Consider the following 16,522-nt stretch of genomic DNA (forward strand, 5'->3'; position numbering starts at 1 on the left):
CGGTCTCCCGATTAATTGAAACGGGTTCTACTATCGCAAGTACTGGACCGAGTCACGGAAGGCGCGATATGGCCATCGGCATCACGGAGGAGCACCGCTCCCTGGCGGAATCGGTACACGGGTGGGTGCAACGTGTTGCACCCATCGGAGAGGTGCGCCGGGTGCTGGAGGCGGCGGCCGAGGAACGGCCCGGCCACTGGGCCGGCCTGGCCGAACAGGGCCTGCTCGGCATGCATGTCGCGGAGGAGTTCGGCGGCGCGGGATACGGCCTGGTGGAGACCGTCGTGGCGCTGGAGCAGGCCGGTCAGGGCATGCTGCCCGGCCCGTTCCTGCCCACCGTCCTGGCCTCGGCGCTGATCCAGGCGGACGGCGGCGACGCGGCCAAGGAACTGCTGCCGGGCCTGGTGGACGGCACGTTGATCGGCGCGGTCGCGGTCGGCCCCGGCACCGTGGCGGCGAGCGAGGAGGCGGGCGGCCTGCGGGTGACCGGCGTGGCCACGCCGATCCTGGGCGGCGCGCTCGCCGACGTGCTGGTACTGGCCGCGCGCCGGGCCGACGGCACGCCCGCGTACGTGGTCGTGGACGCAGCGGACGTGAGCGTGCGCGCGCTCAAGAGCGTGGACCCCACCCGGCGCAGCGCCGAGGTCACGGTGGACACCGTGGTCCCGGCCGGGCGCGTGCTCGGCGGCGTGGACGAGGACCTGGCCCGCGACCTGGCGGCCGTACTGCTGTCCGCCGAGGCGTGCGGGGTGGCCGCCTGGGCGCTGACCACGGCGACCGAATACGCCAAGGTGCGCGAGCAGTTCGGTCGGCCGATCGGCCAGTTCCAGGCGATCAAGCACCTGTGCGCGGACATGCTGGTGCGCGTCGAGCAGTCGCGCGCGGTCACCTGGGACGCGGCGCGCGCGATCGACGCGGGCGCGGACGCGCCGACCCGGTCCTTGACCGCGGCGATCGCCGCCACGTACGCGATCGAGGCGGCGTTCACCACCACCAAGGACTGCGTGCAGATCCTCGGCGGTATCGGCTTCACCTGGGAGCACGACGCACACATCTACCTGCGTCGCGGTCTGACGCTGCGTCAGTACGCCGGGCCCGCCGCCTACTGGCGGTTGCGCGTGTGCGAGCTGGCGAGCGCCGGCGCGCGCCGCGAACTGGTCCTGGACCTGCCCGAGGAGGCGGAGGGCCTGCGCGACACCGCGCGTGCGATTTTGACCGAGGTGGCCGGCGAGTCCGGCGCCGAGCAGCGCGCCAGGCTGGCCCCGCTCGGTTACGCGGCGCCGTACCTGCCCAAGCCGTACGGCATCGGCGCCGGTCCGGTCGAGCAGTTGGTGATCCAGCAGGAGATGAAGGCGCTGGGCGTGCGGCTGCCGGACATCACCATGGGCAACTGGGTGATCCCGTCGCTGATCGCGTACGGCACGCCGGCCCAGCAGGAGCGCTTCGCGCCGCCCACGCTGCGCGGCGAGATCCAGTGGTGCCAACTGTTCTCCGAGCCCGGCGCGGGTTCGGACCTGGCCGCGATCAGCACGCGCGCGACGCGGACCGAGGGCGGCTGGCTGATCAACGGGCAGAAGGTGTGGACCTCGCGGGCCCGGGAGTCGCAGTGGGGCATCCTGCTCGCGCGCACCTCGCCGGACAAGCCCAAGCACGAAGGCCTGACCTACTTCATCGTGGACATGGCCGCTGCGGGCCTGGACATCCGGCCGCTCAAGGAGATCAGCGGCCTGGCGATGTTCAACGAGATCTTTCTCGAAGACCTCTTCGTGCCGGACGACATGGTCGTCGGCAAGGTCGACGAGGGCTGGCAGGTGGCCCGCAACACGCTGGGCAACGAGCGGGTGCACATGGGCGCGGGCAGCTCGTTCGGCGCGGGCATCGCGAACCTGGTCGCGGCGGTGAACGGTCCGGCGGGCGAGTTCGTGGACGGGGGCTTCCGCGAGCGGCTCGGCGCGCTGGTGGCCGAGGCGTCCTCGCTCGCGCTGATCGAACTGCGCACCACGCTGGCCCGGTTGTCCGGCCTGGAGCCGGGCGCGGGCGCGTCGGTGCGCAAGCTGGTCGGCACGCCGCACCAGCAGCGCGAGTCCGAGCTCTCGCTCGAACTGCTCGGCCCGCTGGGCGCGGTGGACGAGGGCGCGGGGCAGCAGGCGGCGTTCGGCTTCCTGATGAGCCGCTGCCTGACCATCGCGGGAGGCACCACGCAGGTCCAGCTCAACGTGGTCGGCGAGCGCATCCTCGGACTGCCCAGGGACCCGCAGCCGGCCGAGAAGTAGTTCGTTCGGTTCGTTCGGTTCGTTCGGTTCGTTCGGTTCGTTCCGTTGGTTCCGCGGGTTCGATTTTCCGTTCAGTGGTTCTCTTTCAGTGGGAGTTCGCGACATGGCACAAAAGGCGTTCATCGTCGGCGTCGGCATGACCAAGTTCGAGAAGCCGGAGAGCCGCGACTGGCAGTACTGGGACATGGTCAAGGAGGCCGGCGACAAGGCCCTGGCGGACGCGGGCGTCGGCTACGACCTGGTCGAGCAGGCGCCGGTCGGCTACTGCTTCCAGGCGTCCACCGCGGGCCAGCGCGCGGTGTACGAGCTGGGTCTGACCGGCGTGCCGGTCTACAACGTCAACAACAACTGCGCGACCGGCTCGTCCGCGCTGATGATGGCCCGTCAGTTCGTCGCGGGTGGGCTGAACGACTGTGTGCTCGCGATCGGCTTCGAGAAGATGAAGCGCGGATCGCTGGGCGGGGGCGGCGAGGGCGATTTCTCCACGTCGCCGGTCGCGCGGCACTACAAGATCATGGGCGACGCGCACGGGTTCTCGATGACCGCGCCGCCGACCGCGCAGATCTTCGGCAACGCGGCGCGTGAGCACATGGCCCGCTACGGCACCACCGCCGAGCAGATCGCGCACGTGGGCGTCAAGAACCACCGGCACTCGGTGAACAACCCGTACGCGCAGTTCCAGGTCGAGTACTCGCTCGAAGAGGTGCTCGGCGCCAAGGAGATCCACTCGCCGCTCACCCGGCTCCAGTGCTCGCCCACCTCGGACGGCGCCGCCGCGGCGCTCGTGGTCAGTGAGCGCTTCGTGCGCGAACACGGCCTTCAGGACCAGGCGATCGAGATCGTGGCCCAGTCGATGACCACCGACACCGAGGAGAGCTTCGCCTCGAACACGTGCATCGACGTGGTCGGCAAGCCGATGTCGGCCGCGGCCGGTCGGCAGGTCTTCGAGCAGTCCGGTCTGGGCATCGAGGACGTCGACGTGATCGAGCTGCACGACTGCTTCTCGATCAACGAGATCCTCACCTACGAGGCGCTGGGCATGTGCGGCGAGGGGGAGGGCGGCAAGCTGGTCGCCGAGGGGGCCACCACGTACGGCGGGCGCTGGGTGGTCAACCCGTCCGGCGGCCTGATCTCCAAGGGCCACCCGCTGGGCGCCACCGGCCTGGCCCAGGCCGCCGAGATCAGTTGGCAGTTGCGCGGGCTGGCGGACGCGCGCCAGGTCGCCGACGCCAAGGTCGGCCTGACGCACAACATCGGTCTGGGTGGCGCGGCCGTCGTGGGGCTGTACCGCCGGGGTCAGTTCTAGTCGTTGCCGTTGCCGTTGCCGTTGCCGTTGCCGTTGCCGTTGCCGGCGCCGCCGGTGCCTGCCGGTGCCTGCCGGTGGTTGGTTGCCGGTCGTCGTCCGTGGCTTCCGGCTGTCCGGGGTGTCGTGATTGTCGCGTTATGGCTGCGCCGGGTCGGCGTCCGTGGGGCGGCTCGACATCGTGACGGGTGCGGCGTGGGGCCGCACCCGTCGTCGGGTGCGGTCAGCCGCCGTTGGTGCCCGGGACGATGGTGAGGTCGGGCGCCATCCGGTCCGCGGTCGTGGTCTTGCCGTGCAGCCACTCGGACAGCATGGCGCGCTCGGTGTCGTTCAGGTACAGCCGGGCGTTGGCGCACAACGTCTCGACGTTGCGCAGGAACGCGACCGCCAGGTCGTCGGCGGAGGCGACCGGGTGCGCGGTGGAGGACCAGTAGCCGGAGTAGACCAGCCCCGTGGTGACGAACGCGATCGCCTTGCGGGCGATGGTCTGCATGCGCTCGGCGCACCGGTCGCGGACCGCGCCCGAGGTCTGGTTGCCCTGGAAGCCGTTCTCGCTGACCTCGGCGTGCAGTTCCTCGAAGAGCACGTGGTACTCCTCCGGGGACAGCCGGGGCGCACCCGTGACCGTGGCCACCCGGTCGATCAGGTCGCGGACCGGCTCGCGTACGTGGTCCATCCGACCCTGGCCGTTGGGACGTGCCGAGGGCGGCTGATGTCGGGTCCGGTCGTAGATGTATCCAGGGGGGACCCGGCTGATCAGCAGCTTCTCGTCGGAGCCCTGCTCCAGCATCAGTTCGAGCAGGGACGAGAAGGTGGCCGCGCCGCCCCAGCGGGTGCGGGTGACCTGCTCCCGGCCGACCTGCTGGAGCACCGAGTGGGCCAGCGTCGCGAGCACGATCGGCTCCTCGGACCCGCCGAGTTGCTCGCGCACGTGTGCCATCACCTGTTCGCGCACGCCCTCGTCGGCCGGCGCGACGTCGATCTCGTCGCGCAGGGCCCGTTCGATGAACTCCTGGTCGCTGATCACCACGTCCCCCGCCGCGACGTACGCCTGGGCGGCCGGACCGCTCGCGATCACCATGGTGCGCCGGTCGTGGCTGCGCAGCCGCAGCAGCACGGGCGTGAAATCCGCGTCCGCGCTCATGATGATGACCTCGTCGAACCGGGTCGAGTGTTGGAGCGTGTCGAGGACGTCCATCACCATGTGGATGTCCGCGCTGTTCTTGCCCCGTCCCGTCAGCGGCGGGCAGTCGATCACGCGAAAGGCCGACCGCGTGAAGAAGGCCCGGTAACGGTCGTGCATGACCGGGTTGAGGTAACAGTTGCGCACGAGCAACGATCGGCGCAGGCCACGCTCGGTCGCCTCGTTCTCCAACCACTCCAACCACTGGGAGGGCTTGCGGGCGAAAATCTCCGCCGAAGCCCGATCCGTCTCGCGCAGCCCGCTGTAAATATTGTCAAAGTCAAGAAAAAGCGCGCTGCGAATTCTGCCTGGTATGCCCGAATCCATACTCATGTCCATGCCTGCCTCCCCCGATGCGTACGGCTTCAATCTGTCCGACGCGTCACGTGCGGGCAAGCGAGGCCACTTACGGTCCGGTTCCGATCTTGGCCGTCTTCCGATCCGCGCGCACCCGGGTTAGGTTGCCAAGCGAAAGCTTGATCGTGCCACGTACGTGTGTCTGTCCGTCAGGAGTCGTGCCGTGTCGGGACGTTGGACCACCACCCTGGACGAACTGCTACGCCGGCGGGCCGCGGATTCCTCGGCCGCACTCCGATCCGAGGACCGGGTGTGGTCCTGGGCCGAAGTGGTCGCCGAGTCCGCGCGCCGGGCGGCGCTGCTGCGTGGGATGCGGGTCGAGGGCCGGCCGTGGCACATCGGGGTGATGCTGGAGAACGTCCCCGAGTTTCCGCTGTTGCTGGGTGCCGCGGCGCTGTCCGGCGCGGTGATCGTCGGGCTCAACCCGACCCGGGTCGGTTCCGAGCTCGCGCGCGACATCGACCACACCGACTGCTCGCTGGTGATCACCGACGCCACGCACCTGGCGCAGCTGCGCACCGCCGCTCCGGACTTCCCGGCGGACCGGCTGCTGTGCGTGGACGACGCGTCCTGGGCGGCGGCGCTGGAGCCGTACGCGGACGCCGAGCCGCCGGCGGAGCGACCGGCGGTCGAGGACACCTTCATGCTGATCCTCACCTCGGGGACCACGGGGCATCCCAAGGCGGTGATCTGCTCGCAGGGCAAGATCGCTTCGCAGGGGGCGAGCGTCGTGGCGATGGAACGGCTCACCGGCGCGGACGTCGCGTACTGCGCCATGCCGCTGTTCCACTCCAACGCGGTCATCACGTGCTGGGCGCCGGCGGTCGCGGCCGGGGCCGAACTGGTGTTGCGCCGGCGATTCTCCGCGTCCGGCTTCCTGCCCGACGTGCGGCGGTTCAAGGTCACCTACGCGAACTACGTGGGCAAGCCGCTGTCATACATCCTGGCCACACCGGAACTGCCGGACGACGCGGACAACCCGCTCACGCGCGTCTTCGGCAACGAGGGCGGGCCGCAGGACGTCGAGCGGTTCGCCCGGCGGTTCGGCTGCACGGTGCGGGACGGATTCGGCTCGACCGAGGGCGGCCTGTCCTTCGTTCCGGTCCCGGGCATGCCGCCGGGTGCGCTGGGCCGACCCAACGGCGAGATCCGGATCCTGAACCAGGACACCCGCGAGGAGTGCCCGCCGGCGGTCTTCGACGCCGAGGGCCGGATGACCAACGTCGAGGAGGCGGTCGGCGAACTGGTCAACATCGGCGGCGCGGGTTCCTTCGAGGGCTACTACAACAATCCGGTGGCGACCGCGCAGCGCATGCGTAAGGGCTGGTACTGGAGCGGCGACCTGGCCTACCGGACCGAGGACGGCCTGATCTTCTTCGCGGGCCGCAGCGGTGAATGGCTGCGCGTGGGCGGGGAGAACTTCGGCGCCACACCGGTCACCCGGATCCTGTCCCGGCACCCGGACGTCGCGGTGGCGACGGTGTACGGCGTGGCCGACGAGGCGGCGGGCGACCAGGCGATGGCGGCCCTGGTGCTGCGCGAGGGCGCGAGCTTCGAACCGGCGGAGTTCGCCGCGTGGTTGGCGGAGCAGTCGGACCTGTCCCGGGCCTGGCATCCGCGCTACGTCCGGATTGCCGCGGCGCTCCCGCAGACCAGCACGAACAAGATCCTGACCCGCGTCCTGGTCCGGCAGGCCTGGTACACCGGCGCGGACGAGTTGTGGTGGCGCGACGCGAAGGACGGCCCGTACCGACCCTTCACCGAGGCTGATCGCAAGACGCTGGAAACGGCATTCGCCGACCGGGGGCGGGCGCATGTTTTGGCGCTGATGGAACGGGAGGGGTAGGGGGGCGGGAGTGCGCGCGGGGCGGGCGTCGGGTCGGGGCGGTCGAGGTCGGGTTGGGCTGTGTCATCCCGAGGTGACGTGCGGGCGCGGGCGCATCATCCGACGTATCGTCGCGCTCGGCTCGGCACTGACTCGGTGGCCGGCGCGACGCCCGCTTCCCGTCGCGGCCGGTCGCCGGTGGGGCGGGGAGGCCGTGCGGCTTCAGCCGTCGGAGGCGGCGAGGCCGATGCCGAAGGCGCCGATGACGGTGCCGGTCGAGGCGTCGAGGGTGCGGCGGAAGCGGGGGCGGCGGAGCTTGGCGCGCAGGCTGTTCGCGCCGAGGATGATCACCGCGAACCACACCATGCCCTCGATGTCGTGGACCAGCGCGAGCAGTATCCCGAAGGCGAGGTGCGGCGTCCCGGACGGGATGAACTGCGGGATCATCGCCATGTAGAAGACGCCGACCTTGGGATTGGTCAACGACGTCAGCACGCCGCGCCCCCACGCCGACCACAGTCCCGGAGCGGCCTTGGCGCCGGACTCCGCGCCGACCTCGACATCGGTGTACCGGTTCGCCCACGCGGCCCGCAGCAGCCCGTACGCCAGCCACAACAGGTAACAGGCACCGACGATTCGCAGGCTCGTATAGGCGACCCGGGATGTGGTCAGCACCGCCGAGACGCCGGCCGCCGCGGCGGCGCCCCAGACCAGCGTGCCGGACCCTATGCCGAGCGCGGTGGCGAATCCGTGCCGAGACCCCCGGGTGAGGGCAGCGCGCAGCACGATCGCGGTGTCCGGGCCCGGGATGATCGTCAGCAGCCCGGCGACCAGGGCGAATGAGGCGAGGTGCGTCAACACGTCCATACGGTCATGCTGCCGGCCTCGGCCGAGGGCCCAAGCGGTGGGCGAAGATCGGTCGCGCGACGTGCTGACACGTCGTCATGATCGAGTCCTGGCGGGCGATTCGGGCGAGGTCGCGTACGGCCGGGGCGGACGGCCGATGCCGGGCCCGGGTTGGGGCGGGGCCGGGACCGGTGCCAGAACCGGAGTCCGGGGCCGGGGTCGAGGCGGCGGTTGGGCGGGCGCGGGATCGGGCGGTGAACTTCGCCCCCGGCGTGTGTGCGGCGAGGGCTCGGAGCGGGCGTGGTGTCGGGCGCGTTCCGGCGCCGGTGGGCCGTGCCGGCGTTGACGGGTGGCACCGTTGGGGCCACAACGGCGCGTCTCACAGGCCCCAGAAGCGGCCTTCGAGTCCGATCGAGGCGAAGTAGGCCGCCGCCATGGCCGGGTCGCGGCGTTCGTAGCCTCGGTGCAGGCGGCCCTCGTACCAGTGCTCGGCCAGGCGCCACAGCGTGGTCAGGTCGAGCACGTAGCCGCGGGTCTGGCCGGTGCGGGCGAGCCAGCGATCCACGCAGCCCTCGTCGCAGAACAGCCGCTGGTTGCCGCACGCGTGCACCACGTCGTCCCACAGCATGGTGATCGGGACCAGGAAGTGCGCCACCTCGTCGCCCTTGGGCGGCTGTTCGGTGCCCACGTTCCAGGCGAGTGCCCCTGCGCAGCCCGGGCAGCGGGTCGCGACCAGGACCTCTTCGTCCACCAGGTGCGGCACCGCGAAGGAATCCCACGCGCAGCCGCCCCACCACAACGTGCGCGAGCCCATCACCGAGAAGCCCAACGGGACCGCGCTGAACGGATGCGCCATCACGATCGCCCCGTCGTGCAGCACGATGTGCCGCTGCTCGTGCAGCGTCCACAAGCCCGCGCGTACGGTGAGCTCCGAGACGCCCAGGATCGCGGCCAGCTCCTGATCGGACGGTGCTCGCCCGGTGTCGGCGAAGCCCCGATAGACCGCCAGGCGCAACTGTTCGACGCTCACGAGGTCGCCTCTCGTTCGGGCACGACGGTGACCGCAGTCTCCCGGGGCGCGGTGGTGACAGTGGCCTCGGGCTCCCGCTCGGATACGAGGACGGCGACCCGATTGCGGCGGGACTGGCGGATCGCGTCGTAGGTGAGCACCGCGAGCGCCGTCCACACCAGGGCGAAGCCCGCCCACCGGGCCGCGGGCATCGGCTCGTGGTAGACCGAGACACCGATCCCGAACTGGATGATCGGGGCCAGGTATTGCAGCATGCCGATCGTGCTCAGCGGCACCGTGTTCGCGGCGACCGCGAAGCACAGCATGGGGATCACGGTGATCAGCCCCGCCGTCATCAGCATCAACGCCTGCGGCGTCCCCTCGTGCCCGAACGTGCCCTCACCGGTCCAGGCCAACCAGGTCAGGTAGCCGAGCGCGGGCAGGAACATCACCGCCGTCTCGGCCGTCATCGAGTGGGTGGCGGGGAGGTTCATCCGCTTCTTGACATAGCCGTAGGTCGCGAACGACGCGGCCAGACTCAGCGCGATCCACGGGACTCGGCCGTAGGCGACGATCAGCACCACCACCGCCGCGACGCCCATCCCCACGGCGGTCCACTGGATCGCCCGCAGCCGCTCGCCGAGCACCACGACACCGATGCCGATCAGCACCAACGGGGTGATGAAGTAGCCCAACGAGGTCTCCACGACCTGGTCGTGGTTGACGCCGTAGATGTAGGCGCCCCAGTTGATCGAGATCATCACGGCGGCCAGCGTGACCGTGGCCAACTTGGCCGGGGCGCGCATGATCTCGCGGATCCAGGACCACTGCCGGAGCGCGGCGAGCAGGACGAGCATGCACAGCAGTGACCAGGTCATCCGGTGCGCGAGGATCTCCACGGCGCCGGCCGGTTTGACGTGGGGCCAGTAGAGCGGGAAGAGACCCCACATGACGTAGGCCGCCGTGCCCAGGAGCAATCCGCGTCGTTCTGAACCCATGCCGCAGACGGTACTGGCGAATTGGCCTGCCGTCAGGGGCCAATCCGGAATGAGTGGATCCGCCCCTCGCGCGGCCGGGCGCCGCCGGGGTCTCAGTCGCCGTCACGGCTCATCGCCTCCCAGCGGTCGTTTTCCTCACGGCGGGCCCGGTCCAGCTCGGCGATCATGTCGTAGGCCGCGCCGCCCAGGATGATCCGGCGGGGCGGCTCGGGCAGATCGACGAGTCGCAGCAGCACCGTGGCCGCCTTGGCCGGGTCGGCGTCCTTCGACTCGGCCCACATCTCGGCCAGTTCGGCGCGCAGTGGCGCGTACGCCTCGTTCTCGGTGGTCATGGTCAGGCCGTGGGTGAACAGCGTCGTCTCGTAGCCGCCGGGCTGTACGAGGGTCACGTGCACCCCGAAGGCGGCCATCTCCATCGCCAGGGCGCCGGTGACGTTCTCGAGCGCGGCCTTGCCCGCGCCGTACAGACCGGTGGACGCGAAGCCGACGGCGGAGCCCATCGAACCGATCTGGAGGATGTGCCCCGAGCCCTGCTCGCGCAGGTAGGGCGCCGCGGCCTGGCTCACCCACAGTGCGCCGAAGAAGTTGACGTCGAAGTGCGCCCGGACCTGCTCCTCGGTCACCTCCTCGACCATGCCGATCAGACTGACGCCGGCGTTGTTGACGACGACGTCCAGCCGACCGAAGGTCGCGATGGCACGGGCCACGGTGCGAAACACCGCTCCGCGGTCGGTGACATCGAGCGGAAGAGCCACAAAGCGACCCTCGTACTCGGCGGCGAGATCGCCGAGCGGCGCGACGTCCCGCGCGACGCCGACGACTCGATCGCCCGCCGCGAGCGCGGCCTCGGTGAAGGCCCGACCCAGACCTCGCGACGCGCCGGTGATGAACCAGACGCGGGGCTCGCGGTCGGTGGGGCCGGTGACAGCGGTCGGTTCGGTGGCGGTGGTGGGGGTGGTGTCGGCAACAGTGGCGGTGGTCATGAGCGTGGGCTCCTTCGTGGGGGTGGTGTCGGAGGCTGTCGGCGGGATGGTTCGGGCGGTGGTCGGGATCGGGCTCACCTCGGTCGGTAGCCGGACGAGGTCGCCGCGCGGCGGCCGGCCGGCGCGGGACGAGGGGCGGTGATCCGCGCCTCGCGCCGGTGGCGCGGTCGGGGCGGCTCGGCGGGGGACACCACACGAGGGACGGCTGCGGCCGCGGCGGAGATCCGCATACCGGTCGTGGTCGTGGTTCGTACATCGACGACGGAGAACGCGTCGCTCGCGTCGGTCGCGGGGACGGTGATCGGCGCGGCGGCGGTCGGGGTGCGGAACATGAGTGACAACTCCTCGAAAACGCGATGGCGAGAGGCATGCGGGACGTATGTCATGTGAGACGAGACGGTTCGTCTCGCTTCGAGATTCGAGCATGCATGCTTCGGCTCTGCATGTCAAGACGAGACGGTTCGTCTCGTGGATCGGCTATGCTGTGCCCATGAGCATCGACAACACGAGTAGCGGCACCGCCGCGAAGCCGAACCCGTCCCGGCGCAGCGAACAGTCCCGCCGCGCGATCCTCGCCGCAGCCCGGGAACTGGTCTCCGAGCTCGGTTTCGCGAAGCTCACGATCGAGGCCATCGCGGCACGCGCGGGCGTCGGCAAGCAGACCATCTACCGGTGGTGGGGCTCCAAGGGCGAGGTCGTCTTCGAGGCGTTCCTGGCGCTGAGCGACCCGGGGGAGGGCATCGTGCTGCCCGATACGGGTGATATCGCGACGGACCTGAAGTACCTGATGCGCGAGACCGTCGCCGAGTTCGCCGATCCCGCGTTCGAGGGCCCGATCCGCGCACTCAACGCCGAGATCATCAACGACTCCAAGCTCGCCAGGCTCTACCACGAGAAGATGGCCGCCCCCGTCGACGAGGCCAAGAAGGAACGCCTGCGCAGCGCCCAGCGGGCCGGCCAGATCGCCCCCGACATAGACCTCGACCTGGCCCTCGAACTCCTCTACGCCCCCCTCTACCAACGCTGGCTCCTCCGCTCCGGCCCCCTCACCGAGCAATACGCCGACGCCTTGGTCGACTTGACCCTCAAGGCCCTCCGCCCCTGAGAGCCGAGCCCCGCCCCCGACCGACGACCGATGCTCCCCACCCGCAATCGGCAGCGCGCTCCGACGGGTTCGCGGGCCGAGCAGGCGGGTGTCGGTCGGAGCAGCCGCATACCGGACGAGCGTCTCCGCGCGGGGCGGGCGGCGAGTGTTGGTTGCGCGCCTTGCGGTTGCTTGTCGTCGGGGAGTCGGCTCGACCGTCGCAGGCGCGGTGGGAGTCCGCGCCGTGCGAGGGGCGCGGCGGTGAGCCTTGCCGCGCCGCCGGGGCCGGGTGCGGCACGAGCCGGCATTCACGGATCGACTGCCGGTCAACCTGATCCAGCCTGTGTACCCGGCTCCCGCCCGACTCGCTCGGCGACGTGTTGGGCCACATCGATGCCCGGGGCGAGAAGGTGCGGTCGCTTGGACCGCGACCCCGGATCGGCGATCGGGACGGCCGGTCAACCGCGCCGGGCTGCGGGTCGCCACCATCCGCCACCTGTGCAGAAGCATGAAACGGCGAAATGGGCGGATCAAGGTGGTTACCGTGTGTTTGGTGATCATCTTGGGGGCGTCGTGAAACGTTTGATCGAGCCGGGCAACCCGGCGTTCGTCGCCGCGCGGCACCAGCGTGGGTGGCACTCCCAGCAGCGGCTCGCGGACGCCTTCGAGCAGAAGGCGGTCGAATGCGGGTTTCGCATCGGTGTCAGCGTGCGTCAGGTCCGGCGCTGGGAGAGTGCCGAGCCGCCGTGGCCGTCGAGCGACTACCAAACGGTCCTGGAGGCACTGTTCGGGCTGCCACTGACCATGCTTGGCTTCTCGCCACCGGTCGGCTCGCGCCGGTTCGAGGAGGAGATCGCGAGCGCCCAGGTCGTCGACATCGTCGAAGGACTGCACGAGGGCGAGCAGTCGGGGTGGTGGCGCACCGACCCGAACGAAGGGTCAGCCGCTCGCGTCGACCGCTTGGTGCAGGTGGAACAACGCGCGGTGGTCACGCGCACGTACGAGTCCAGTCTGATCCCTGGGCCTCTTCAGGTGTATGAGTACGCAGTCGCGGCGATTCGCGCATTCGTGCCCGCGCTGCCCGAGGATCAAGTCATTCGGCGAGCACGTAGGCGCACCGAACGGCTGGCCGACCTGACGGCGCGCTCCGACGGGTCTCGTGCACTGCTGTACATCATCGACGAGCCCGTCCTGCATCGTTCCGTCGGCAGCGAGGCGATCCTGCGTGATCAGCTTGCTCATTTGCTTGTCACGGTGTCTGCGCTGCCCCATGTGGAACTTCGGGTGATGCCGCTCTCCGCCGGTGGTCATCCCGGCATGGCAGGTCCGTTCGTGCTGTTCGACCTCGGAGACAGGCGAGTCGTGTACACCGAGGCCCTCACCGGGGCTTCGTGGACTTCACGGCCGGCATGTCTCGCGGCGTACGCGTTCGCCTACGATCGACTTCAGGCAGCAGCACTCACGGCCGACGAGTCGATGCATCTCGTTGCACAGAGGCTCGCGGAATTGGAGACGGCATGGATGCTCGCGGGCGATGGACGACCAGCAGCCACAGCGGAGGAGAAAACTGTGTCGAGGTCGCGGTTCTGGGAGCGTTCGTCGGAGTGAGAGACAACAAGGTCGCCGACTCGCCGGTGATCGCCGTCAACTCGGCCGCGTGGGCTCACCTCATAGAGCGTGCCGGTCGCTGATCGGCGCCTTTGTGGGTCAGGCGGCCGCAGTGTGCCGGTCGCGTCGATCTCGTTTCACGATTCGACGGATGACGTTCGAGAGCGCCGCTTGAGGGCCCGCGGGCCCGGTGGGAGTCTTCCTTCCGCGATCACGCGCAGGTAGTGGGCCCGGCCGCAACCGAACTCGCGGATCAGGCAATTGGCGACGCGGTGAAGCACCGAACGCGGACCGGTCACCGGCCCCGAACCGGCGACAAACATTCGTCCCGTCGGAGGCGTCGAGCGCTGCGCTGCGCCGCCCAGGGGGCCGCCGCAGCGGTACCCGGCGATAAGCCGGGTGACGCCACCGACGTGTAGCTCAAGCGCGCGGTGCTCCTTGCGCCCCGCGCGCGCTCGCGTTCCCGTGCTCCCCATGCCCGCGACGCGTCGAACGTGTCCCGTGGTCGGATCAGCGACGCCGGCATGCCTCGGCCCCAGCCCGCTCCACCCCGTCCCCGTTCACGCCCGGCCCTGTTCCCGGGCCGCCCCCTCGACCGCCCCGCCCCGCGCCGCGCGTGGGCTTCGGGCCCGGATCGGCAGCTCCGGCCCACCCCACCCCGGCCCGTTCCCCGCGCCCCCTCGCGCCGCGCGTGGGCTTCGGGGCCCGGATCGGCAGCTCCGGCCTCACCTCGGCCCCACCCCATCCCGGCCCGTTTCCCGCCCCGATCAGCCCGTGCCGCGCCCGCTCCTGTGCGCGCCGCGTTGAGCGTGGGCCTCGTCGCCTCGGATCGACGGCTCCCGCTCCGCCCGTCCCCGTCTCCCCTCCGCCCGTCTCCACCCCTGTGCCGCCTCCGCCGCGCGCTGCGATGTGCGTGCGCCTTGGGCCTCGAATCCGCAGCTCCCGCTTCGGCCCGGCCCAGTGCCGCCCGCCCCTGGCTTCGGCCCGGCCCCGCGCCGCCCGCCCCGGCCGGCCCGCTCCGCCTCCCGGTGTGGTCCATCTCGTGTTCCGCGGGCTTCGGGGGGGTGCGTGATCAGGACTGGGGTGCGTGAATCGGATGGTGCGTGAATTGGCTCCGGGGTGCGTGATGTGGCTTGGGGGAGGGGTCCGAGGTGGGGGATATCGGGGCATCGGTCGGCGGGTCAGGGAAAACTGACGGAGAGTCACTTCGGTCGGTGGAATTTGGGGATTGGGGCTGCGGTACCGTCACGGACGGTGCGGAATTGTTATTTGACGGACCGTCAGATTTCTCCTTACCGTGGCCGTATATCCACGTCTGGATCAAGGAAACGACGCCACCCCGCTCCCGGGACGGCGTGCCTTGTGCTTCCCGAACGCAGGAGCGTCCCGTGCGAACCGTGAACTCGACACCCCTCAAAACCCGCCTGGTGCGCCGCGCGGGCGTACTCGCGGGCCTCGCCGGCCTGACGCTCGGTGCCACCGCGTGCGGTGGCGGCGACGACGCCGGCAGCGGAGCCTCCGGCTCGATGACGGTGCTCATCACGCAGGAGGCCAAGGGCATCGACCCGATCATGACCACCGTGTCGTCGCTGACCGGCGGCAATCAGGCCGCGGCCGTGTTCGACATGCTCTTCTGGATCAACCCCAAGACCGGCAAGGCCGAGCCGCAGATCGCCGAGAGCGCGACCGCCGGCGAGGGCAACTCGGTCTGGACGATCAAGCTCAAGCCCAACGTGAAGTTCTCCGACGGCACCGCGCTCGACGCCGAGGCGGTCAAGTTCAACTGGGAACGGCACGCCGACCCGGCGAACCGGTCGGTGCAGTTCACCGCCGTCAAGGGGATGAAGTTCGACGCGGTCGACGCGCAGACCGTCAAGGTCACGCTGCCCGCCCCGAACGCCCACTTCGACCTGGTCGTCGCGCACAACCTGGCGTTCATCGGTTCGCCGACGGCGATCAAGGCGGACCCCAAGCTGTTCGCGCAAAAGCCGGTCGGCGCGGGCCCGTTCAAGCTCAAGACGTGGATGCGCGACTCGCAGCTCACGCTGGAGCGCAACGACTCGTACTGGAGCCAGGGCAAGCCCGCGCTCAAGGAGTTGATCTTCAAGCCGGTGATGGACCAGAAGCAGCGCCTGGCCGCGCTGTCCTCGGGCCAGGCCCAGCTCATGACGACGGCGCACTTCCCGTCCACCGAGCAGGCGCGCAAGGACGGCATGACGGTCACCCTCGATCCCAAGAGCGGTGGCTTCATGACCATGTTCGACACGTCCAAGCCGCCGTTCAACGACGCGCGCGCCCGCCGCGCGTTCGCGTTGATCATGAACCCGGACGACCGTAACCAGACGATCCAGGGTTCGCCGGGCCAGACGCTCAAGACCCTGTTCCAGCCCGCGTCGCCGTTCGCCAACCCGGACGCGGTGTACGCCACCAACAACCGGGTCGAGGCGCAGAAGCTGCTCGACGAACTGGCCGCCGAGGGCAAGCCGCTGAACTTCACGTACACCACCAACAGCAGCGCGAGCGCGCGGCTGACGGCCGAGTACTGGCTCACCCAGATCGGCAACATGAAGAACATCACGATGAAGACCGAGTTCCTCGAGGGCGCGGCCTACATCCAGAAGGTGTTGATCAACAACGACTTCCAGGCCTCGGAGTTCGTGATCACCTTCGACGAGCCGGAGCCGGTGCTGTACAACTTCACCCACTCCAAGGGCTCTGAGAACCGCACCAAGTGGAACGACCCCGTCGTGGACAAGGCGCTCGACGACGCCCGCAACAGCGACGACGCGGCGGTGCGCAAGGCCGCCTACCAGAGCGTGCAGGCGGAGATCGTCAAGGAGGTCCCGTTCTTCTCCTACGAGAAGTCCTTCGCGGCGGCGGTCCAGGGCAAGAACACCAAGATCGAGGGCCTGGCGCTGTTCGAGGACGGCCTGATCCTCTTCGACCGGATCGCGCTCAAGTAGTCGCACCCGACGCCGACCGGGCCGACGCAGTGAAGTGACGCCACGTCAGGGACGTACCCACGGTACGTCCCTGACGTCGTCTCAGGTGAA

General features: G+C 70.0%; 13 protein-coding genes. 7 read left to right on the top strand and 6 right to left on the bottom strand.

Annotation, left to right across the window (positions count from 1 at the left end):
* Positions 1-68 precede the first annotated feature (68 nt).
* On the top strand, positions 69-2,273 hold the full coding sequence (locus tag ACZ4FV_RS28165; RefSeq protein WP_395869483.1) for an acyl-CoA dehydrogenase: 2,205 nt from the start codon (positions 69-71) through the stop codon (positions 2,271-2,273).
* Positions 2,274-2,376: 103 nt separating this feature from the next.
* Entirely contained in the window at positions 2,377-3,579 is a 1,203-nt protein-coding gene (locus ACZ4FV_RS28170) for a lipid-transfer protein (protein ID WP_395869481.1), read from the top strand.
* 220 nt (positions 3,580-3,799) lie between these two features.
* Here the strand turns inward: ACZ4FV_RS28170 and ACZ4FV_RS28175 are convergent, their stop codons facing one another.
* Entirely contained in the window at positions 3,800-5,098 is a 1,299-nt protein-coding gene (locus tag ACZ4FV_RS28175; RefSeq protein WP_395869479.1) for an NYN domain-containing protein, read from the bottom strand.
* 181 nt (positions 5,099-5,279) lie between these two features.
* Here ACZ4FV_RS28175 and ACZ4FV_RS28180 point away from each other — a divergent pair, with 181 nt between their 5' ends.
* Positions 5,280-6,962, top strand: coding sequence for a long-chain-fatty-acid--CoA ligase (locus tag ACZ4FV_RS28180; RefSeq protein WP_465323560.1), 1,683 nt, complete (start codon positions 5,280-5,282; stop codon positions 6,960-6,962).
* 201 nt (positions 6,963-7,163) lie between these two features.
* Here the strand turns inward: ACZ4FV_RS28180 and ACZ4FV_RS28185 are convergent, their stop codons facing one another.
* The 5 genes from ACZ4FV_RS28185 to ACZ4FV_RS28205 all read right to left on the bottom strand — a co-directional run bounded on the left by ACZ4FV_RS28185 (position 7,164) and on the right by ACZ4FV_RS28205 (position 11,109).
* Complete coding sequence (locus ACZ4FV_RS28185; protein WP_395869476.1) at positions 7,164-7,808, bottom strand: LysE family translocator; 645 nt, start codon at positions 7,806-7,808, stop codon at positions 7,164-7,166.
* A 358-nt stretch (positions 7,809-8,166) separates the two neighbouring features.
* Positions 8,167-8,817: an organomercurial lyase gene (gene merB, locus ACZ4FV_RS28190; RefSeq protein ID WP_395869474.1), complete on the bottom strand. Its 651-nt coding sequence runs from the start codon at positions 8,815-8,817 to the stop codon at positions 8,167-8,169.
* On the bottom strand, positions 8,814-9,794 hold the full coding sequence (gene rarD / locus ACZ4FV_RS28195) for an EamA family transporter RarD (RefSeq protein WP_402229513.1): 981 nt from the start codon (positions 9,792-9,794) through the stop codon (positions 8,814-8,816). The genes merB and rarD overlap by 4 nt, the downstream gene beginning before the upstream one ends.
* 92 nt (positions 9,795-9,886) lie before the next feature.
* Positions 9,887-10,777: an SDR family NAD(P)-dependent oxidoreductase gene (locus ACZ4FV_RS28200; protein ID WP_465323561.1), complete on the bottom strand. Its 891-nt coding sequence runs from the start codon at positions 10,775-10,777 to the stop codon at positions 9,887-9,889.
* Positions 10,778-10,851: 74 nt separating this feature from the next.
* Positions 10,852-11,109 carry a hypothetical protein gene (locus ACZ4FV_RS28205; RefSeq protein ID WP_465323562.1) on the bottom strand — a complete coding sequence of 86 codons (258 nt, stop codon included), beginning with the start codon at positions 11,107-11,109 and terminating at the stop codon, positions 10,852-10,854.
* A 158-nt stretch (positions 11,110-11,267) separates the two neighbouring features.
* Between ACZ4FV_RS28205 and ACZ4FV_RS28210 the strand changes: the two genes are divergently transcribed.
* From ACZ4FV_RS28210 to ACZ4FV_RS28225, 4 genes are all read left to right on the top strand, one after another.
* Complete coding sequence (locus tag ACZ4FV_RS28210; RefSeq protein ID WP_465323563.1) at positions 11,268-11,882, top strand: TetR/AcrR family transcriptional regulator; 615 nt, start codon at positions 11,268-11,270, stop codon at positions 11,880-11,882.
* Between the two features lie 477 nt (positions 11,883-12,359).
* The gene (locus tag ACZ4FV_RS28215; protein ID WP_402229506.1) at positions 12,360-13,469 is read left to right on the top strand and encodes a helix-turn-helix domain-containing protein; all 1,110 of its coding nucleotides are present in this window, start codon (positions 12,360-12,362) and stop codon (positions 13,467-13,469) included.
* The gene (locus ACZ4FV_RS28220; RefSeq protein ID WP_402229633.1) at positions 13,448-13,552 is read left to right on the top strand and encodes a DUF397 domain-containing protein; all 105 of its coding nucleotides are present in this window, start codon (positions 13,448-13,450) and stop codon (positions 13,550-13,552) included. Before ACZ4FV_RS28215 ends, ACZ4FV_RS28220 begins: the two co-directional genes overlap by 22 nt.
* Positions 13,553-14,857: 1,305 nt before the next feature.
* Positions 14,858-16,432 (top strand): ABC transporter substrate-binding protein, encoded by a 1,575-nt coding sequence (locus ACZ4FV_RS28225; RefSeq protein WP_465323564.1) that lies wholly within the window; start codon positions 14,858-14,860, stop codon positions 16,430-16,432.
* Positions 16,433-16,522: the final 90 nt, after the last annotated feature.

The sequence above is a fragment of the Embleya sp. NPDC025285 genome, assembly GCF_055558835.1.

Excerpts from the sequence above, each read along its gene's own strand:
- ACZ4FV_RS28170 (WP_395869481.1), top strand. The coding sequence starts at position 2,377 with ATGGCACAAAAGGCGTTCATCGTCGGCGTCGGCATGACCAAGTTCGAG.
- rarD (WP_402229513.1), bottom strand. The coding sequence starts at position 9,794 with ATGGGTTCAGAACGACGCGGATTGCTCCTGGGCACGGCGGCCTACGTC.
- ACZ4FV_RS28205 (WP_465323562.1), bottom strand. The coding sequence starts at position 11,109 with ATGTTCCGCACCCCGACCGCCGCCGCGCCGATCACCGTCCCCGCGACC.
- ACZ4FV_RS28210 (WP_465323563.1), top strand. The coding sequence starts at position 11,268 with ATGAGCATCGACAACACGAGTAGCGGCACCGCCGCGAAGCCGAACCCG.
- ACZ4FV_RS28165 (WP_395869483.1), top strand. The coding sequence starts at position 69 with ATGGCCATCGGCATCACGGAGGAGCACCGCTCCCTGGCGGAATCGGTA.
- ACZ4FV_RS28175 (WP_395869479.1), bottom strand. The coding sequence starts at position 5,098 with ATGGACATGAGTATGGATTCGGGCATACCAGGCAGAATTCGCAGCGCG.
- ACZ4FV_RS28200 (WP_465323561.1), bottom strand. The coding sequence starts at position 10,777 with ATGACCACCGCCACTGTTGCCGACACCACCCCCACCACCGCCACCGAA.
- ACZ4FV_RS28185 (WP_395869476.1), bottom strand. The coding sequence starts at position 7,808 with ATGGACGTGTTGACGCACCTCGCCTCATTCGCCCTGGTCGCCGGGCTG.